The organism is Edaphobacter lichenicola (assembly GCF_014201315.1).
In the GTDB taxonomy this organism is placed as follows: domain Bacteria; phylum Acidobacteriota; class Terriglobia; order Terriglobales; family Acidobacteriaceae; genus Edaphobacter; species Edaphobacter lichenicola_B.
This window is the reverse complement of record NZ_JACHDY010000004.1, coordinates 291,846-306,818: the sequence shown is the minus strand read 5'-3', so window position 1 is coordinate 306,818 and position 14,973 is coordinate 291,846. Positions and strand designations below refer to the sequence as shown.

Below are 14,973 nucleotides of genomic sequence, written 5' to 3'. Positions count from 1 at the left end.
GCCGCGAAGATTGCACTGCAAGGTTGCGCTACTTTGAAGACACGAAACGGAGTGTGCGGATTTCCAGTGGATGGGAGGATACTGGAATGACAGAGACAATGACGATTCCGATGACGAGTGCAGCGAAGAGCGATGTGGCGGTTCCGAGTTACTTTCCCGGCAAGCAGTGGCAGCAGGTTCTGGGGCGGGATGTGAGCGCGGATGGGCAGTTTGTGTATGCCGTGAAGTCTACGAAGGTTTATTGCAAGCCGAGTTGCGCGAGCCGGCGGCCTTCGCGGAAGAATGTGACGTTCTTCCCTACCCCGGCGCTGGCTGAGGCGGCTGGATATCGTGCTTGTTTGCGATGTGAACCCGATAGGGCTGAGGCGAAGGCTGATCCGCAGGCGGGTGCGATTGCGGCGGTGACGGAGTATCTGCGGGAGAATGCGGGCTCTGAGACACGGACGCGGCTGGCCGATGTGGCGAAGGCTACGGGCGTGGGGCGGTTGACGATTCTGCGTGGGTTCAAGCGGGTGCTGGGGGTGAGTCCGGGACAGTATGCGAAGGAGGCTCGGCTGGAGAGATTCAAGAGCAAGGTGAGGGAGCCGAGGAAGGTGAAGGCTCCGATTACGGATGCGATCTATGAGGCTGGGTTTGGTTCGAGCAGCAGGCTGTATGAGAAGAGTGCGGCCACGCTGGGGATGACTCCGCGGGTGATGCGGGAGGGTGGGGCTGGGTTGCTGATTCGATACTGCACGGCAGCTAGTCCGCTGGGACGGATGCTGGTGGCGACGACGGATGTGGGGATCTGCTCGATTGCTTTTGGGAGGGACGACAAAGAACTGATCGCTGGGCTGCGGGAGCAGTTTTCGAAGGCGCAGCTGGTGGTGGCTAAGGGAAATACTGGTTGGCTGGCGGATGCGGTTGCGTTTGTGGCGAGTCAGCTTGGGGAGCATCCGCTGGCGGCTACGTTTCCGCTGGATGTGAGGGCTACGGCGTTTCAGCAGCGGGTGTGGAAGGCGCTGCAGGCGATTCCTCGTGGAGAGACGCGGAGTTACTCGGAGGTGGCTTTGCAGCTTGGTGCGCCGTCGGCTTCGCGTGCGGTGGCGGGGGCTTGCGGAACGAATCCGATTGCGATTGCGGTGCCGTGTCATCGCGTGGTGGGAAAGGATGGGGCGATCACTGGATATCGTTGGGGGGTGGAGCGGAAGAGGCGGCTGCTGGAGGCGGAGCGGGCGTGATGAGTGTTGCCAAGAGCAAATCGCTGCCGGATGGTTTCAAGGGCTGGATCATAGCAAGTATAGCCGTGATGCTGCTTTCCCTCTTACTTGTGCTTGGAGATATTGTTGCGGCGTTCGCCTATTTTTCCGAGAAGACGAACCCGCTTTGGGTCACGCTGCTGGGAGTAGCGGGTGCACTCGGCGTGGCACTTGGGTTCGCAGGGCTGTTTGTGCTGCTGGCCTTTGCGGGGTGGCGATCGTATTTAGAGTCAAAGCGGGTGCAGATTATTCCGCCGGTGCGTTAGGAGCGCGGGGCTCGATGAGTTACAGGTGCGCTAAAAGCTAGCCCCACCTCCACCGCTTGCGCCACCACCGAATCCCGTAAAGTCAGAGGGTGGAGATGGAGTAGAAGAAGCGGAATCGGATCCAGGTGCAGTCTCCGATAGCCCAGACAAAGGGCCAGTGGGCCAAAACCGTCCCCAGGTCCTAGCTACCTGTTTTTCAGCCGCATGACACGCATGACAATGCCCATCGTGCTTGGAGTGCTGCAGGCAGTGAGCCGGAGGTCGCTCCACGCCCATGAACTTGCGCCACAGTCTACCGAAGCTGAACATTGGAAGATTCTATTGATTGGAAGGCCCGACACGCTATCAGCAATTTTAACGTCGTCATTGATTGCCAAATATAAAAGGCTAAAGTAGAGGGATGGAATCGACGGCTGCGGTGGATGGACGGGCGCTTTATTCGAAGATTACGTGGCGGCTGATTCCTTATATTTTTCTGCTCTATATTGTGGCTTATCTGGATCGGGTGAATGTGGGGTTTGCTGCTTATGATTTGCAGCGGGATCTGCACTTCAGCAATACGGTGTATGGGACGGGTGCGGGGATTTTTTTTCTGGGGTCGGTGCTGTTTGATCTGCCTAGCAATTTGATGCTGACGCGTGTGGGTGCGCGGATATGGATTGCGCGGATCATGATCTCGTGGGGCGTGATCTCGACCTGCATGATGTTTATGCACTCGAAGGAGTCGTTCTATGTGCTGCGGTTTTTGCTGGGGGTGAGTGAGGCGGGATTTTTTCCGGGGATGATTATCTACCTGACGTACTGGTTTCCTACGCAGGAGCGGGCGCGGGCGGTGGCAAAGTTTATGACGGCGACTTCGCTGGCGGGAGTGGTGGGTGGGCCGCTGTCGAGCTATCTGCTGAAGCTGGATGGTGTGGGTGGGCTGGCGGGGTGGCAGTGGCTGTTTGTGTCGGAGGGAGTTCCTACCGTGCTGCTGGGGATCTCGGTTTTGTTTGTGCTGAAGGATGGGCCTGCTAAGGCAGGGTGGCTGCGGCCTGAGGAGCGCACGTGGCTTGAGGGGGAGTTGCAGCGGGATAAGGAGCTGTCTGGTGCTTCGACGCACCATAGGCTGCTGGATGCGTTTAGGCTGCCGGCTTTGTGGGTGCTTGCGGGTGTGTACTTTGTGAGCCAGGTGGGCGTGTATATCGTGAATCTTTGGATGCCGCTTATTCTGCAGAGCTTCTCGCGTGGTGGGGAGAGGGATGCGATTTTGATTGCGCGGTATGCGACGTTTCCTTATCTGGCGGCTGCGGTGATGACGGTGGTGGTGGGGTGGAGTTCGGATAAACGGAAGGAGCGGCGATGGCATATCGCTGGGTGCTTGACGTTGTCGGCGGTGGGGTTTGCGTGGACGGCGTGGGCGCATGCGCTGGTGGTGGCGCTGTGTGCGATGACGCTGGCGGCGGTGGGGCTTTGGAGCATGATGGGGCCATTCTGGACCCTGGCGACTAGTATGTTGACCGGGACGGCGGCGGCTGGAGCTGTGGCGATTCTGCAGATGGTCGGTGGGGTGGGTGGATTTGTGGGACCTGCTATGACGGGGCGACTGAGCGATGCTACGCACAGCTTTGTTGGGGGGCTCTATCTTGTCAGTGCTATGGCGCTTGGGGCGGCGGGGCTGGCCCTGGTGGTGCGGAGGCCGCGGGGTGTGGAGAAGGATCTCTAGTTAGAGGCTTGTCCTGCCGGACGGGTCCGCTGCGCGCGGGGCGATCACTTCGTGATGGGTATACCCCTTCGGTTGGCACTCCCGTTGGTCGCGAGGGATGATGATTCCGACCAACGGGAGGACCACGCGAAGCTCTAAAAGGGCGTGCGAACGCCCGCGCTCCGCGCAGGAGGCCCGTCCGGCAGGACATGTTTCTCAAACAGCCTCTCAAGGGGTTGGAATGGTATTCTGGAGTAGGTAAAAATTCAGCATTTTGAGGTTTTTCGATATGGCAACAGCGACAGTCGATAAGGCGGCAGCAGGGGTGGATTACAAGGTAGCCGATATTTCTCTGGCGGAGTTTGGCCGGAAGGAGATTGAGATCGCCGAGCAGGAGATGCCCGGGTTGATGTCGATCCGCAACAAGTATGCTGCGGGGAAACCGCTGGCAGGCGTTCGCGTGACCGGCTCGCTGCATATGACGATCCAGACAGCTGTGCTGATTGAGACGATGGTGGCGCTGGGCGCGAATGTTCGCTGGGCGAGCTGCAACATCTTCTCGACCCAGGACCATGCGGCAGCTGCGATTGCGGCGGCTGGTGTGCCGGTGTTTGCGTGGAAGGGCGAGACGCTGGAGGAGTTCTGGTGGTGCACGAACGAGTCGCTGAAGTTCCCTGACGGAAAGGGTGGATTGCTGGGGCCGCAGCTTGTGATCGACGATGGCGGCGATGTGACGCTGCTGATCCACAAGGGCGTGGATATGGAGAAGGGCGATAAGTGGATTGATTCGCCTTCGAGCTCGACCGAAGAGGATGTGATCAAGGCTCTGCTGAAGAAGGTGCATGCGGAGAATCCGACGCGCTGGCAGGATGTGGCGAAGGAGTGGCGTGGGGTTTCGGAAGAGACGACCACGGGCGTTCACCGGCTGTACAAGATGCTGGAGAAGGGTACGCTGCTGGTTCCGGCGATCAACGTCAATGATTCAGTGACGAAGTCGAAGTTCGACAACCTGTACGGCTGCCGCGAGTCGCTGGTGGATGGCATCAAGCGCGCGACGGATGTGATGGTTGCGGGCAAGGTCGCGGTGGTTTGCGGTTATGGCGATGTGGGCAAGGGCTCGGCGGCTTCGCTGCGTGGGCTGGGGGCGCGAGTGATCGTGACGGAGATCGATCCGATCAATGCGCTGCAGGCTGCGATGGAGGGCTATGAGGTCACGACGATTGAGGAGACTCTTGGTCGTGGCGATATCTATGTGACCTGCACGGGGAACGTTGACATCATCACGGTGGAGCACATGAAGCTGATGAAGGACCAGGCGATCGTGTGCAACATTGGCCACTTCGACAACGAGATTCAGATGGAGCCGCTGAATGCGCTGAAGGGCGTGAAGAAGCTGAACATAAAGCCGCAGGTGGACAAGTACACGTTCGAGAACGGCAACAGCATCTTCGTTCTGGCTGAGGGTCGATTGGTGAACCTGGGCTGCGCGACGGGCCATCCGAGCTTTGTGATGTCGAACAGCTTTGCGAACCAGACGCTGGCTCAGCTTGATCTGTGGAAGAACAAGGATACGTACAAGATTGGGATCTACATTCTTCCGAAGAAGCTGGACGAAGAAGTTGCACGGCTGCACCTGGAGAAGATCGGCGTGAAGCTGACGACGCTCTCGAAGAAGCAGGCGGATTACCTGAGCGTTCCGGTGGAAGGGCCTTACAAGGCGGATCACTACCGCTACTAGGCTTCAGGACGAAACAAAGGGCCGCTGAGGAGTTCCTCGGCGGCCTTTGTTTTGCTGCATGGAGAGAACGAAGCAGATTGATTCAGTCTTCAGGGTTTCAGGTGAGATTGCGTGGTTTTAGCGGACCTTGTTGTTGTGCTTGTCGCGGTAGATGCGGCGGGACTCCTGGTTCTGCTGCTTGTGGATGGTCTGGCGATCGGATCTGGTGAGGTGGCCGTTGTCCTGGGCGCGCATGCCACGCTCTTCCTTGTTGATGCCAGCCTCCTGATGCTCGAGGCGAGCGGTTTCTCCGGCGGTAAGCTGGCCGCTCTGAACGCCCTGGCCGATGCGCTGCTGCTGGTCGGCTTTGCGCTGGTTGATGTTGTAGTCGTTCTGGCCGGGGGTTGGGGTCTGCGCGAAGATGGCGGCTGGGGCGAGAGTGAGAGTGGCGATGAGGGCAAGTTTGGTGAGGTTCATGGTGGCGCTCCTGTAATTTTCTGCGGCTGCTTTGATCTTGCTGCTGCCGCTTACGGAGGGAATAGACACAGGGACTTTGCGGGTGTTGTGGTCAATCGGAGAAGTATATTTTTTCAAAATGCCGCGACTTTAGCGAGTTCTGCGGGTATGCGCGAGGCTTGTGGAGGGATCGTTCGGCTAGAGGAGTGGGCGGCGAAGCTAGAGCGGATTTGTTGTTGGAGTGGAGGGGGGCAACCGCAGATTCCCTTCGGGAATGACAAACAAAGGGCAGGCAGACTCTACGCCAACTGCTACTTTGCTCTAGTTGGCGGCGGGATCGAAGTCGCTGGCGGTAATGACCTGGAGGCCAGGGGAGGAGGCCTGCTGCGGGTCGATGAGGATGATGGTGCGGGCTGCGCCGGAGGGATAGGTGACCTGGGGACCGGTGTAGATCGCGAGAGGCGGCGTGGGCGGAATAGTTCCGCTGGGCATCATGACGAGGGAGTAGGCGCCGGCGGGGAGGTTGAGGTAGCCGGTGTTGGCTCCGAAGAGAGTGTTGGTGACGGTGGGGGCGACTGCGATGAGTCTTTGGCCGGCGGGGACGAGGTAGATGTCGATGGGGCCGGAGTGGGTGGCCTGATTGAGGAAACGGAGCGCGATCTGGCCTGTGGGTGCGGGCTGGTTCTGGTCGGTGAGGGTGAGCTGCTGCAGGCTGGCTGCGGTGCTGCCGATGAGAACGGTGTATTGGCCGGACGACGCGAAGTTCGTTTTGGATGCGGAGAGGAGCTGCTTGGTTCCGGCGGTGTTTGCGGCGATAGTGTCGCTGCCTGACGAGACGGGAATGTAGGAGGTGACGGTGCCGAAGCCGAGATTGTGCGCGAGTGCGTTGGAGCCCTGGTAGATGTCGAGTCTTGCGGCGTCGGGTGAGGCGGTGACGACTCGCAGCTGGGGCGCGGGAGCGCTGCTGACGATGGCGCCGCAGCCGGTGAGTGCGAGCAGGATCGTCGCGGCTCCGGCGACGCGGGTGATGGAATGGACGAGAGGAATGTTGTTGAACATAGAGCGTCGAACCGTATAGATCAGAGGGACATCAGGGTAGATCCAGAGCGACATCAAGGGGACGTCAGTGCTGTATCAGATTGAACTTTGGCTGCCCTGCCTTCACTCTACTTGATTTTGTTGCTCAGGCGACTGCGGAGTGAATCAAGGATATGACCCATCTGTGGGATTACGAAGGATTTACCAATTTTTCTTGATTGCGTCTTTGCGGGGTGCGAGCGGGTTTGACACGCCGGTGGAGGGCCGAGTTCAGCCTTGACGAACGGGCTATTGGGTGGGTGTGCGGGCGATGGTGCAGACGAGGAGGGTCATGTCGTCGTGTTGAGGAGCGCCGGCGGTGAACTTGTCGGCGGCGTCGAGGATGCAGGTGAGGAGTTGGCCGGCGGTTGTGGTGCAGTCAGGACGGGAGAGGAGCTGCCGGGCGGCGGCGAGCATGTTGTCTTCTCCCCACTCTTCGTCGCTGTGGTTCATGGCTTCGGAGATGCCGTCGGTGAAGGCGAGGAGGACGTCTCCGGGATGCATTTGGAGGGTGGCCTGGGAGTATTCGGCGTTGGGGAGGAGGCCTACTACGGTTCCGGTGGGTTCGAGGGTGATGGTTTCGGCGCCGCGCAGGACGTAGGGAGGGTTGTGTCCGGCGTTGACGTAGGTGAGGAGATGGTTGATTGGATCGTATTCTGCGTAGAAGAAGGTGGCGTAGCGATTGGTGGTGGAGGACTCGTAGACGACGTGGTTGACGTGAGAGAGGAGAGCTGCGAGGTCTGCCTGCTGGAGACCGGCGATACTGCGAAGGCTGGCGCGGAGGCTCGCCATGAGGAGCGCGGCGGAGATGCCTTTGCCGGAGATGTCGCCGAGGGCGAGGGCTAGACGGGAGTCGGTGGTTGAGTCTGAAGGGAGGAGGAAGAAGTCGTAGTAGTCGCCTCCGACGGCTTGCGCGGGGCGGCAGAATCCGGCGAGATCGACGCCTGGAAGTTTGGGATAGGTCTGCGGGAAGAGGCGCTCCTGAACCTCGCGGGCGATCTCGATCTCGCGGGAGATGCGTTCGCGCTGGGCGACTTCGTTGGTGAGGTTCTGGATGAGCTCGGCGTTTTCGAGGGCGAGGCCGGTCTGGGAGGCGATGGTCTGGAGGAGCTGGCGGTCGGTTTTGGTGTAGGGCTCCTCGGAGCTTTTGGGGCCGAGGGCGATGACGCCGGCGAGGCGAGTGCGGCCGGGGAGAGGAACGAGGAGTTCGGTGGAGAGATCGTTGAGGGCGTTGCGTTCGGCGTCGGTGGCGTCGATGAGCCAGCTGGAGGGGTCGTCGCGATAGACGTTGGCGGGGGCTTTGGCGCGGCTGAGTGCTTTGATGGTGGTGGAGGCGGCGGGCAGAGAGAAGAACTGCGCTGCATCTGGGGTCATGGGCATTCCGGTGGCTAGTTGGAGGTGAAAGGTATCGCCGGAGCGGAGGAAGACGGCGATGCGATCGATGTGGAGGGTGGAGCTGAGGCGGCGAGTGATGGTTTCGAGAAGCGGCGCGACTTCGGTGAAGTTTCGGGCCTGGTCGGATAGCTCGGAGAGGAGCTGCTCGGTGGAGTACGCCTCGCGGAAGAAGCGCTGGTCGATCATCAGTTGCAGGCGTTTGGAGAGGAGGAAGCGGAAGGCGAAGAAGACTGCAACGATGCAGAAGATGCGGATGATGTCGTTGCGCTGGTGGTCGGGGTGTTTGAAGAAGTCGTTGAGGGAGAAGGCCAACCAGATGGCAAGCCCAACTCTTACCACAGTGAGAGATTCGCGAGCGAAGGCGTAGCGGGTTCCCTGGCGGATGATGATGCGGAGATCCATCGCGCGCTGTACGATGACGACGTAGGCGAGGGAGAGGGGAAAGAGAAGAAGGATCAGGAAGACTGTGACGTCGACCCATTGGGGGATGTCCTGACCGAAGTCGCTTCGCTTGTAGAGGGAGTAGAGGAGCAGAAGGAAGAAGGGCGTGAGGCCGATTGAAGTTCCGACGTAGAGGACTCTCAAGCGGCGGCGGGCATCGCCGGTAGCTTGCCCGATCTTCGGCCCCAGGGTGATGAAGAACCAGCAGATGGCGAGAGCGCTGATGACGTTTTCCGCCGTGTTGATGGAGTAGAGATAAGGAGCAAGCCAGCGAATCGAGGCGAAGCTCCACATATCTCCGAAGTAGTAAAGGACATCTGTCGGGGCGAGGATGAGGATTGGGATGGCGAAGAGCCATTTGACCCAGGGGAGCTTGATGTCGAGGGTGGATCGCTCGGGGAAGTAGACACCGAAGAACATGAGGCAGAGCGGCATGGCGGTTTGCGCTACGATGTTCCAGAACAAAGCGATGGGGACGAGGTACGAGCCGGAGATCTCGGTGGGGTTAATGAAGAGGGCGTCGAAGTAGCAGAGGATGCCTAGAATCAACCAAGCGTGCGGATTTCTTGGACGTGCGAAGACGACCCAGAGACCAATGAGAAGGCAAAACAGTGGTAGCACGGCGAACGCTAAGCGGACCGCGATTGCAAGGGGCGAAAGCTTCTGCGGGTGGTTTGGGGCGAGTTTGATTGTGGCTGAGTTGATTGCTCCGCCTGGTCCGTCGGGTCCGCGGCGATAGGTGACGGTCATCGAGTCGCCGGGAGAGGCATGGCGTGTCTGGTCAAGGAGCACGCTGCGACTGGTATAGGGCTGGCCGTTGATCGTGAGGATGGTGTCGAAGGGTCGGAGACCTGCGGCGAGGGCCTCCTCTCGGAGGTCGGTCGTCGTCTCCAGATGCAGGCCGCTTTCAAACGGAGAACGAACGATCGAGTCGCCGTGGGCCAGGAGATTGAAGTTGAGGATGGCACCACCGTAGGCATGCAGAAGCGCGAGGGCGGCTACGAGGGCGAGAAGGAGATATTGAAGGCGTGCGGATCTCTGGGGCATAGGCCAGTTGGAGAGATGGTAGCAGCGGCGTCGAGGTTTGTACGAAGAGAGGATGGGTTAAATGGGACGGGCATCCTGATCTGGATGCCCGTCTGAGCAGGGGCTTTAGCTGCCGCCTATTTTTTGGGGTGGCTGGCGATGATCTGGTCCTTGATCTTGTTGTAAGTGGCCTGCGGGAGGACACCCTTGGTAACGAGCTGATTCTTTGCGGTGTAGGGACGGCCGTCGATGATGCGCTTGGAGTAAGCATCGCCGATGCCGGGGAAGGCCTTGAGCTGGTCGGGTGTGGCGGTGTTGATGTCGAGCGGCGCAGTGGCTGCAGCTGCGGCTGGCGTGCCTGCTTTGGAGGCCTGGGCAACCGAGAAGACCGGGGCGACGGAGAGCAATAGTGCTGCGGCGAGAAGTTTGTGGCGCAGATTGAGCATCTTGGATCTCCTACTTTGGGCTGAATGCTTTACAGCGGAAGAGTACGAGAGTGTACGGGCTGCGTCAACGGACAAGTTTTTGGGATTTGCTGACTTGGAGCTGCGGCCGGGGTGGTACGGTTTGACTTCTCCATGCCCGGACGCTACCCTGAATGGGAGATGAGCAGCTTGCACCTCCATCACGGCCATTCGCATTATCACGCAGAGAGCGTGTTGGCGGCTGTGTCCGGAGTGGCGAAGTAACGAACGCTTACTAAGGATTTCGAAAGGCCCGCTGACGCGCTTACCGCGAGCGGGCCTTTTTCTTGTGTCATAACTGATGGAGACAGAAAGGATCGATACCGTGACGATCGATTTTGCGAAGATGGATGGCCTGGTTCCAGGGATAGTCCAGGATGCGAAGACCGGCGAGATGCTGATGCTCGGTTTTTTGAACGAGGCGAGCTACGCCAAGACACTTGAGACCGGATTTGTCACGTTCTGGAGCCGGACTCGGCAGAAGCTTTGGATGAAGGGCGAGACGAGCGGCAATCGGCTGCGGGTGATTGAAGCCTCGACCGACTGCGATAACGATGCGTTGCTGTTCAAGGTTGAAGTTGAAGGGGATGGGCTGGTTTGTCACGAGGGTACGGTGAGCTGCTTCACGAAGAATATTGCGATGGAGGCGAAGTGAGCGAGACGAAGCGATTGAAGCTGGGAATACCGAAGGGCAGTCTGCAGGACGCGACGATTGCGCTGTTTGAGCGGGCTGGCTGGAGGATCTTCGCGAATGGGAGGAGCTACTTCCCTTCTATCGACGATGCTGAGATTGAGTGCATGCTGGTGCGGGCTCAGGAGATGGCGCGGTACGTGGAGCATGGGGCGCTCGATGCTGGACTGACAGGCAACGACTGGGTGCTGGAGAATGAGACCGACGTGGAGTATGTCACGAGTCTGACGTACTCGAAGCAGAGCCGGCAGAAGGTGAAGTGGGTGCTGGCGGTGCCTGAGGATTCGCCGTTCCAGAAGCCGGAGGATCTGGCGGGCAAGATTATTGCTACGGAGTTGGTTGAGTTTACGAAGCGGTACTTTGCCGGAAAGAAGATTCCGGTGACGGTGGAGTTTAGCTGGGGTGCGACTGAAGTGAAGCCTCCTACGCTGGCGGATGCGATCGTCGAGGTGACGGAGACGGGATCGTCGCTGCGGGCGAACCGGCTGCGGATTATCGAGACGTTGATGGAGAGTGAGACGCAGTTGATCGCGAATAGAGCAGCGTACAAAGATACGTGGAAGCGGGAGAAGATTGAGAATATCTCGCTGATGCTGAATGCGGCGATCGCTGCGCAGGGACGGGTCGGTTTGATGCTGAATGCGCGGAAGGCCGATCTGGAGAAGATCGTTGGTGAATTGCCTGCGTTGAATTCGCCGACAGTGTCGCAGCTGAGCGATCAGGAGTGGGTTGCTCTGAATACGATTCTGGATGAAGCGTTGGTTCGCGAGGTGATTCCGAAGCTGAAAGCTGCAGGAGCTACTGGAATTGTTGAGTATCCGCTGAGTAAGGTTGTGTTGTAGAAGATCGATTCCCTGTTTCGGTAGTGATTTGCCTCTGGAGTTGCGGGATGAAGCTGGTAAAGACCTTTGGCCGTGGCAAGGCTGCGGCGGATGCGTTGATCGAATCGCTGGAGCGGCGAGGTGCTGTGAACACGGCGCGCGTGGAACCCGTGGTGCGACGCATTCTCGCAGCGGTGCGTAAGGGTGGCGATCGAGCTTTGCTGAAGTACGCGGCGGAACTTGATGGGCTTCGAAAGGGCCAGCCGCTGTTGGTGTCGCGGGATGAGATGAAGGCCGCCTGGGACTCGACGGCACCAGCGCTGCAGGCGGCGATGATGGTGGCGCGAGGAAATATTCTGGCGTTCGCCGAGGCGCAGCTGCCACGTGAGTGGACGATCTCTCCCGTAGATGGAGTGAGGACGGGGCAGATTGTGCGGCCGCTGGGGAGCGTTGGCTGCTATGTGCCGGGAGGACGCTATCCGCTGCCTTCGACGTTGTTGATGACGGTGATCCCCTCGCAGGTCGCGGGGGCGGAACGGATTGTGGTGTGCTCGCCGAAGCCTGCAAAGGAGACGATGGCTGCGGCGTGGCTAGCTGGAGTGACGGAGTTTTACCGTGTTGGCGGGGCCCAGGCGATTGCGGCGATGGCTTACGGCACCGTTGCGATCGAACGAGTCGATAAGATTGTTGGGCCGGGAAACCTGTATGTGACGGCAGCGAAGGTATTGGTTTCGAATGAGTGCGGAATCGATATGCCGGCGGGCCCAACGGAGATTGTAGTGACGAGTGAAGCCGGGGACGCCGCGGGGATCGCTGCAGATCTGGTTGCGCAGGCGGAGCACGACCCGGAGACGATGGCCGTCCTGATTACGAGCAAGGAAGCTTTGGCAAAGAGGGTTGCGGCTGAGGTGAAGTTGCGGACGCGAGATAATGAGGTTGCGAGGCAGTCGCTGGCAGCGCGGGGATGCGTATTTGTAACCTCTTCGGTTCGCGAAGCTCAGGAGTTGACGAACCGTCTCGCGCCGGAACATCTGAGCGTGGATTCGGAGGCTGATCTGAAGTGGATTCGAAATGCGGGGTCGGTTTTCGTAGGGGAGTACACGCCGCAGTCGATGGGAGACTACGTCTCTGGCCCTAATCATGTGTTGCCTACCGGGCGCTTTGGACGAATCCGTGGAGGGTTGAGTGTGATGGATCTTGTGAAAGTGATTACGGTGCAGCAGTACACGAAGGCGGGGTTGAAGAAGATGGGCCCTCATGCAGTTGTACTCGCTGAAGCTGAGGGACTGAAAGGACATGCAGAGAGCGTGCGAGTGAGGATGAGATGAGTCTTGCTACTGATCTGGTTACAGATAAAAAAATCGTGCAGCCGCGTAAAGCAGTATTGGAGATGCCGGAGTACCATCCGCCGCTGGCTGGACGGGATGCACTGCGACTGGATTTCAACGAGAATACTTTTGCGCCCTCACCACGTGTCATGGAGACGTTGTTGGCGCTGACGGCGGAGGGACTGACGAAGTATCCCGAGAGGGAGCCGGTAGAAAGAATTGTCGCGACTCATTTCGGATTGAAGACCGAAGAGGTGCTGCTGACGAACGGCGTCGATGAGGCGATTCACCTGATGTGTGTGGCGTTTCTCGAGGCGGATGACGAGGCGCTGATTGCGACCCCAACGTTTTTTATGTACGACGTGAGCATCAAAATGATGACGCCTCACCTGCGAAAGGTGCAGGCGGATGCGACGCTGGAGTTTCCGTTCGAGCGCTTTATGTCTGCTATCACGGATAAGACGAAGTTGATTATTGTGGCTTCTCCAAATAATCCAACCGGAGCAACGGTGAGCAAAGAGCATCTGTTGGCAATTGCCGCTGCGGCTCCTCACGCGGTGTTGATGGTCGATGAGGCTTACTCTCACTTTCATGGCGAGTCGACGATGGAAGATCTGGCGACGGTGCCGAATCTGATCGTGGCCAGGACGTTTTCAAAGGCTTATGGACTGGCCAACCTGCGCGTCGGCATGTTGGCAGGGAATGCAGAGCTGCTGAAGAGTGTGCGGAAGGTATCTTCGCCGTACAACGTGAATGGAGTAGCGCTGGCTTGTCTGCCGGCTGCTGTTGCCGACGAGGAATATCTTTCCTGGTATAGCGAGCAGGTGCGCATTGGGCGAGAGCGCATGATGAAGGGACTGCGAGAGTTGGGGGTTCCCTTCTTTCCTAGTCATGCGAACTTTGTGCTGATGAATATTGGGCCAAAGCATGCGACGCTTGTAGATGCGATGAGAAGGCGCGGAGTGCTGTTGCGGGATCGATCGACCGATCCTGGGTGTGATGGTTTTGTGCGTATCACTATCGGGATCGAAGAACATGTGACGCTTGGACTGGCGGCGCTGAGGACTTCGCTGCAGGAGATTGGATGGAGCGCGACGGTATGACGGCGGCGAAGACTTTGAAGGTTCGCTCTGGAACGATCAAGCGCGATACAACGGAGACGCAGATTGCGTTGAAGCTCGTCGTCGATGGACAGGGCATGTACAAGGTGTCGACAGGGATTCGTTTTTTTGACCACATGCTGGAGTTGTTTACACGTCATGGGGGGTTCGACCTGACGCTGAAGTGTACCGGCGATCTTGATGTCGATCAGCACCATACGGTCGAAGATGTGGGGATCGCGTTGGGAGAGGCCTTTAGTAAAGCGCTGGGCGACAAGAAAGGCATCATGCGCGCCGGGTACTTTGTGATGGCGATGGATGAGACGCTTGCTGTAGCGGCGGTGGATCTTAGTGGACGTGTTGCTTATGTTGTCGACGATAAGGTCAAGGTCCGGCTGGTGGGAGATTTTCAGAGCGAGTTGCTGACCGATTTCTTCGATGGATTCGCTCGTGGAGCGAAGGCAAACGTTCACGTGAAGACGCTGTATGGACGCAGCAATCATCACAAGATTGAGGCGATCTTCAAGGCGTTTGCAAGGGCACTGCGTGGGGCTTGTTCGCGAGATGAGCGGATGCGAGAGATGTTACCAAGCACCAAGGGACTGCTTTGAAATCGTCTTCATCCATGACGGATGGATGAGTAAGGCTGCTCGTATGATTGCGATTATTGATTACAAAGCGGGGAACCTGACCAGCGTTGTGAAGACGCTGAAGTATCTTGGCGTGCGCGAGATGGTGGTGACACAGGATCCAGCCGTTGTACGCGGAGCGGCTAAGGTGGTGTTGCCAGGTGTGGGGCACTTTCAGGCTACTTCCCTATTGCGCGAACTTGGGTTGGAGGATGCAGTACGGGAGAGTATTGCTAAGGGCTCGTGGTTCCTGGGGATTTGTGTGGGGTTGCAGTGGTTGTTTGAGGGGTCAACCGAGGCCTCGGGCGTGGCTGGGTTGGGACACTTTCCGGGGATGTGCGAACGGTTCCCTGCTCTGTTCGACGGCGTGGAGTTGAAGTCGCCGCATGTTGGGTGGAACTCGCTGGAGAGGTTGAGCGCTGATTCGAGGTTGATGCACGGGGTCGAGCGTGGTGGATTTGTTTACTACACTCACTCGTGGCGTGCTCCGGTGATTCATGCAACTGCTGCGGTTACAGAATATGGTGGGGCGTTTACGGGAGTGGCCGAGAAGGACAACGTGATGGGCGTGCAGTTTCATCCGGAGAAGTCGAGCACAGTGGGATTACAGGTTTTGAAGAACTTTGTGGAGTTGTAGAGT

The 14,973-nt window shown here is 58.6% G+C and carries 14 protein-coding genes; 10 read left to right on the top strand and 4 right to left on the bottom strand.

From position 1 onward, the window contains the following. Nucleotides 1–86: 86 nt before the first annotated feature. The 4 genes from HDF09_RS21160 to ahcY all read left to right on the top strand — a co-directional run bounded on the left by HDF09_RS21160 (nt 87) and on the right by ahcY (nt 4,926). Nucleotides 87–1,220 (top strand): bifunctional transcriptional activator/DNA repair enzyme AdaA, encoded by a 1,134-nt coding sequence (locus HDF09_RS21160; protein ID WP_311719609.1) that lies wholly within the window; start codon nt 87–89, stop codon nt 1,218–1,220. After that, nucleotides 1,220–1,504 carry a hypothetical protein gene (locus HDF09_RS14835; protein ID WP_183767667.1) on the top strand — a complete coding sequence of 95 codons (285 nt, stop codon included), beginning with the start codon at nt 1,220–1,222 and terminating at the stop codon, nt 1,502–1,504. Before HDF09_RS21160 ends, HDF09_RS14835 begins: the two co-directional genes overlap by 1 nt. 400 nt (nt 1,505–1,904) lie before the next feature. Further along, a complete protein-coding gene (locus HDF09_RS14830; RefSeq protein WP_183767665.1) occupies nt 1,905–3,209 on the top strand; it encodes an MFS transporter in 1,305 nt (434 codons plus the stop codon). A 268-nt stretch (nt 3,210–3,477) separates the two neighbouring features. Beyond that, complete coding sequence (gene ahcY, locus HDF09_RS14825) at nt 3,478–4,926, top strand: adenosylhomocysteinase (RefSeq protein ID WP_183767663.1); 1,449 nt, start codon at nt 3,478–3,480, stop codon at nt 4,924–4,926. Between the two features lie 117 nt (nt 4,927–5,043). Here ahcY and HDF09_RS14820 read toward each other — a convergent pair whose 3' ends face one another. From HDF09_RS14820 to HDF09_RS14805, 4 genes are all read right to left on the bottom strand, one after another. Continuing rightward, nucleotides 5,044–5,382 carry a hypothetical protein gene (locus HDF09_RS14820; protein ID WP_183767661.1) on the bottom strand — a complete coding sequence of 113 codons (339 nt, stop codon included), beginning with the start codon at nt 5,380–5,382 and terminating at the stop codon, nt 5,044–5,046. 300 nt (nt 5,383–5,682) lie between these two features. Then, nucleotides 5,683–6,474, bottom strand: a complete 792-nt coding sequence (locus HDF09_RS14815; RefSeq protein ID WP_260181328.1) for a DUF4397 domain-containing protein — start codon at nt 6,472–6,474, stop codon at nt 5,683–5,685. Nucleotides 6,475–6,687: 213 nt separating this feature from the next. Next, nucleotides 6,688–9,321: a SpoIIE family protein phosphatase gene (locus HDF09_RS14810; protein WP_183767659.1), complete on the bottom strand. Its 2,634-nt coding sequence runs from the start codon at nt 9,319–9,321 to the stop codon at nt 6,688–6,690. A gap of 116 nt (nt 9,322–9,437) precedes the next feature. After that, nucleotides 9,438–9,746, bottom strand: coding sequence for a ComEA family DNA-binding protein (locus HDF09_RS14805; RefSeq protein WP_183767657.1), 309 nt, complete (start codon nt 9,744–9,746; stop codon nt 9,438–9,440). Between the two features lie 319 nt (nt 9,747–10,065). Here HDF09_RS14805 and hisI point away from each other — a divergent pair, with 319 nt between their 5' ends. Genes hisI through hisH form a run of 6 tightly spaced genes read left to right on the top strand, consistent with a single transcriptional unit; the run spans nt 10,066 to nt 14,970 of the window. After that, complete coding sequence (gene hisI / locus HDF09_RS14800) at nt 10,066–10,419, top strand: phosphoribosyl-AMP cyclohydrolase (protein ID WP_183767655.1); 354 nt, start codon at nt 10,066–10,068, stop codon at nt 10,417–10,419. Continuing rightward, nucleotides 10,416–11,297: an ATP phosphoribosyltransferase gene (gene hisG / locus HDF09_RS14795; RefSeq protein ID WP_183767653.1), complete on the top strand. Its 882-nt coding sequence runs from the start codon at nt 10,416–10,418 to the stop codon at nt 11,295–11,297. The genes hisI and hisG overlap by 4 nt, the downstream gene beginning before the upstream one ends. A gap of 47 nt (nt 11,298–11,344) precedes the next feature. Next, nucleotides 11,345–12,604 (top strand): histidinol dehydrogenase, encoded by a 1,260-nt coding sequence (hisD, locus tag HDF09_RS14790; protein ID WP_183767651.1) that lies wholly within the window; start codon nt 11,345–11,347, stop codon nt 12,602–12,604. Beyond that, nucleotides 12,601–13,707 (top strand): histidinol-phosphate transaminase, encoded by a 1,107-nt coding sequence (gene hisC / locus HDF09_RS14785; protein ID WP_183767649.1) that lies wholly within the window; start codon nt 12,601–12,603, stop codon nt 13,705–13,707. The genes hisD and hisC overlap by 4 nt, the downstream gene beginning before the upstream one ends. Then, nucleotides 13,689–14,315, top strand: coding sequence for an imidazoleglycerol-phosphate dehydratase HisB (hisB, locus tag HDF09_RS14780; protein ID WP_260181327.1), 627 nt, complete (start codon nt 13,689–13,691; stop codon nt 14,313–14,315). Before hisC ends, hisB begins: the two co-directional genes overlap by 19 nt. Nucleotides 14,316–14,358: 43 nt before the next feature. Then, nucleotides 14,359–14,970 carry an imidazole glycerol phosphate synthase subunit HisH gene (gene hisH / locus HDF09_RS14775; RefSeq protein WP_183767908.1) on the top strand — a complete coding sequence of 204 codons (612 nt, stop codon included), beginning with the start codon at nt 14,359–14,361 and terminating at the stop codon, nt 14,968–14,970. Nucleotides 14,971–14,973: the final 3 nt, after the last annotated feature.

Coding starts and splice junctions, on each gene's coding strand:
- HDF09_RS14820 (WP_183767661.1), bottom strand. CDS start 5,382: ATGAACCTCACCAAACTTGCCCTCATCGCCACTCTCACTCTCGCCCCA.
- hisB (WP_260181327.1), top strand. CDS start 13,689: ATGGAGCGCGACGGTATGACGGCGGCGAAGACTTTGAAGGTTCGCTCT.
- hisD (WP_183767651.1), top strand. CDS start 11,345: ATGAAGCTGGTAAAGACCTTTGGCCGTGGCAAGGCTGCGGCGGATGCG.
- hisH (WP_183767908.1), top strand. CDS start 14,359: ATGATTGCGATTATTGATTACAAAGCGGGGAACCTGACCAGCGTTGTG.
- HDF09_RS14815 (WP_260181328.1), bottom strand. CDS start 6,474: ATGTCGCTCTGGATCTACCCTGATGTCCCTCTGATCTATACGGTTCGA.
- HDF09_RS14835 (WP_183767667.1), top strand. CDS start 1,220: ATGAGTGTTGCCAAGAGCAAATCGCTGCCGGATGGTTTCAAGGGCTGG.
- hisC (WP_183767649.1), top strand. CDS start 12,601: ATGAGTCTTGCTACTGATCTGGTTACAGATAAAAAAATCGTGCAGCCG.
- HDF09_RS21160 (WP_311719609.1), top strand. CDS start 87: ATGACAGAGACAATGACGATTCCGATGACGAGTGCAGCGAAGAGCGAT.
- HDF09_RS14830 (WP_183767665.1), top strand. CDS start 1,905: ATGGAATCGACGGCTGCGGTGGATGGACGGGCGCTTTATTCGAAGATT.
- HDF09_RS14805 (WP_183767657.1), bottom strand. CDS start 9,746: ATGCTCAATCTGCGCCACAAACTTCTCGCCGCAGCACTATTGCTCTCC.
- ahcY (WP_183767663.1), top strand. CDS start 3,478: ATGGCAACAGCGACAGTCGATAAGGCGGCAGCAGGGGTGGATTACAAG.
- hisI (WP_183767655.1), top strand. CDS start 10,066: ATGGAGACAGAAAGGATCGATACCGTGACGATCGATTTTGCGAAGATG.
- HDF09_RS14810 (WP_183767659.1), bottom strand. CDS start 9,321: ATGCCCCAGAGATCCGCACGCCTTCAATATCTCCTTCTCGCCCTCGTA.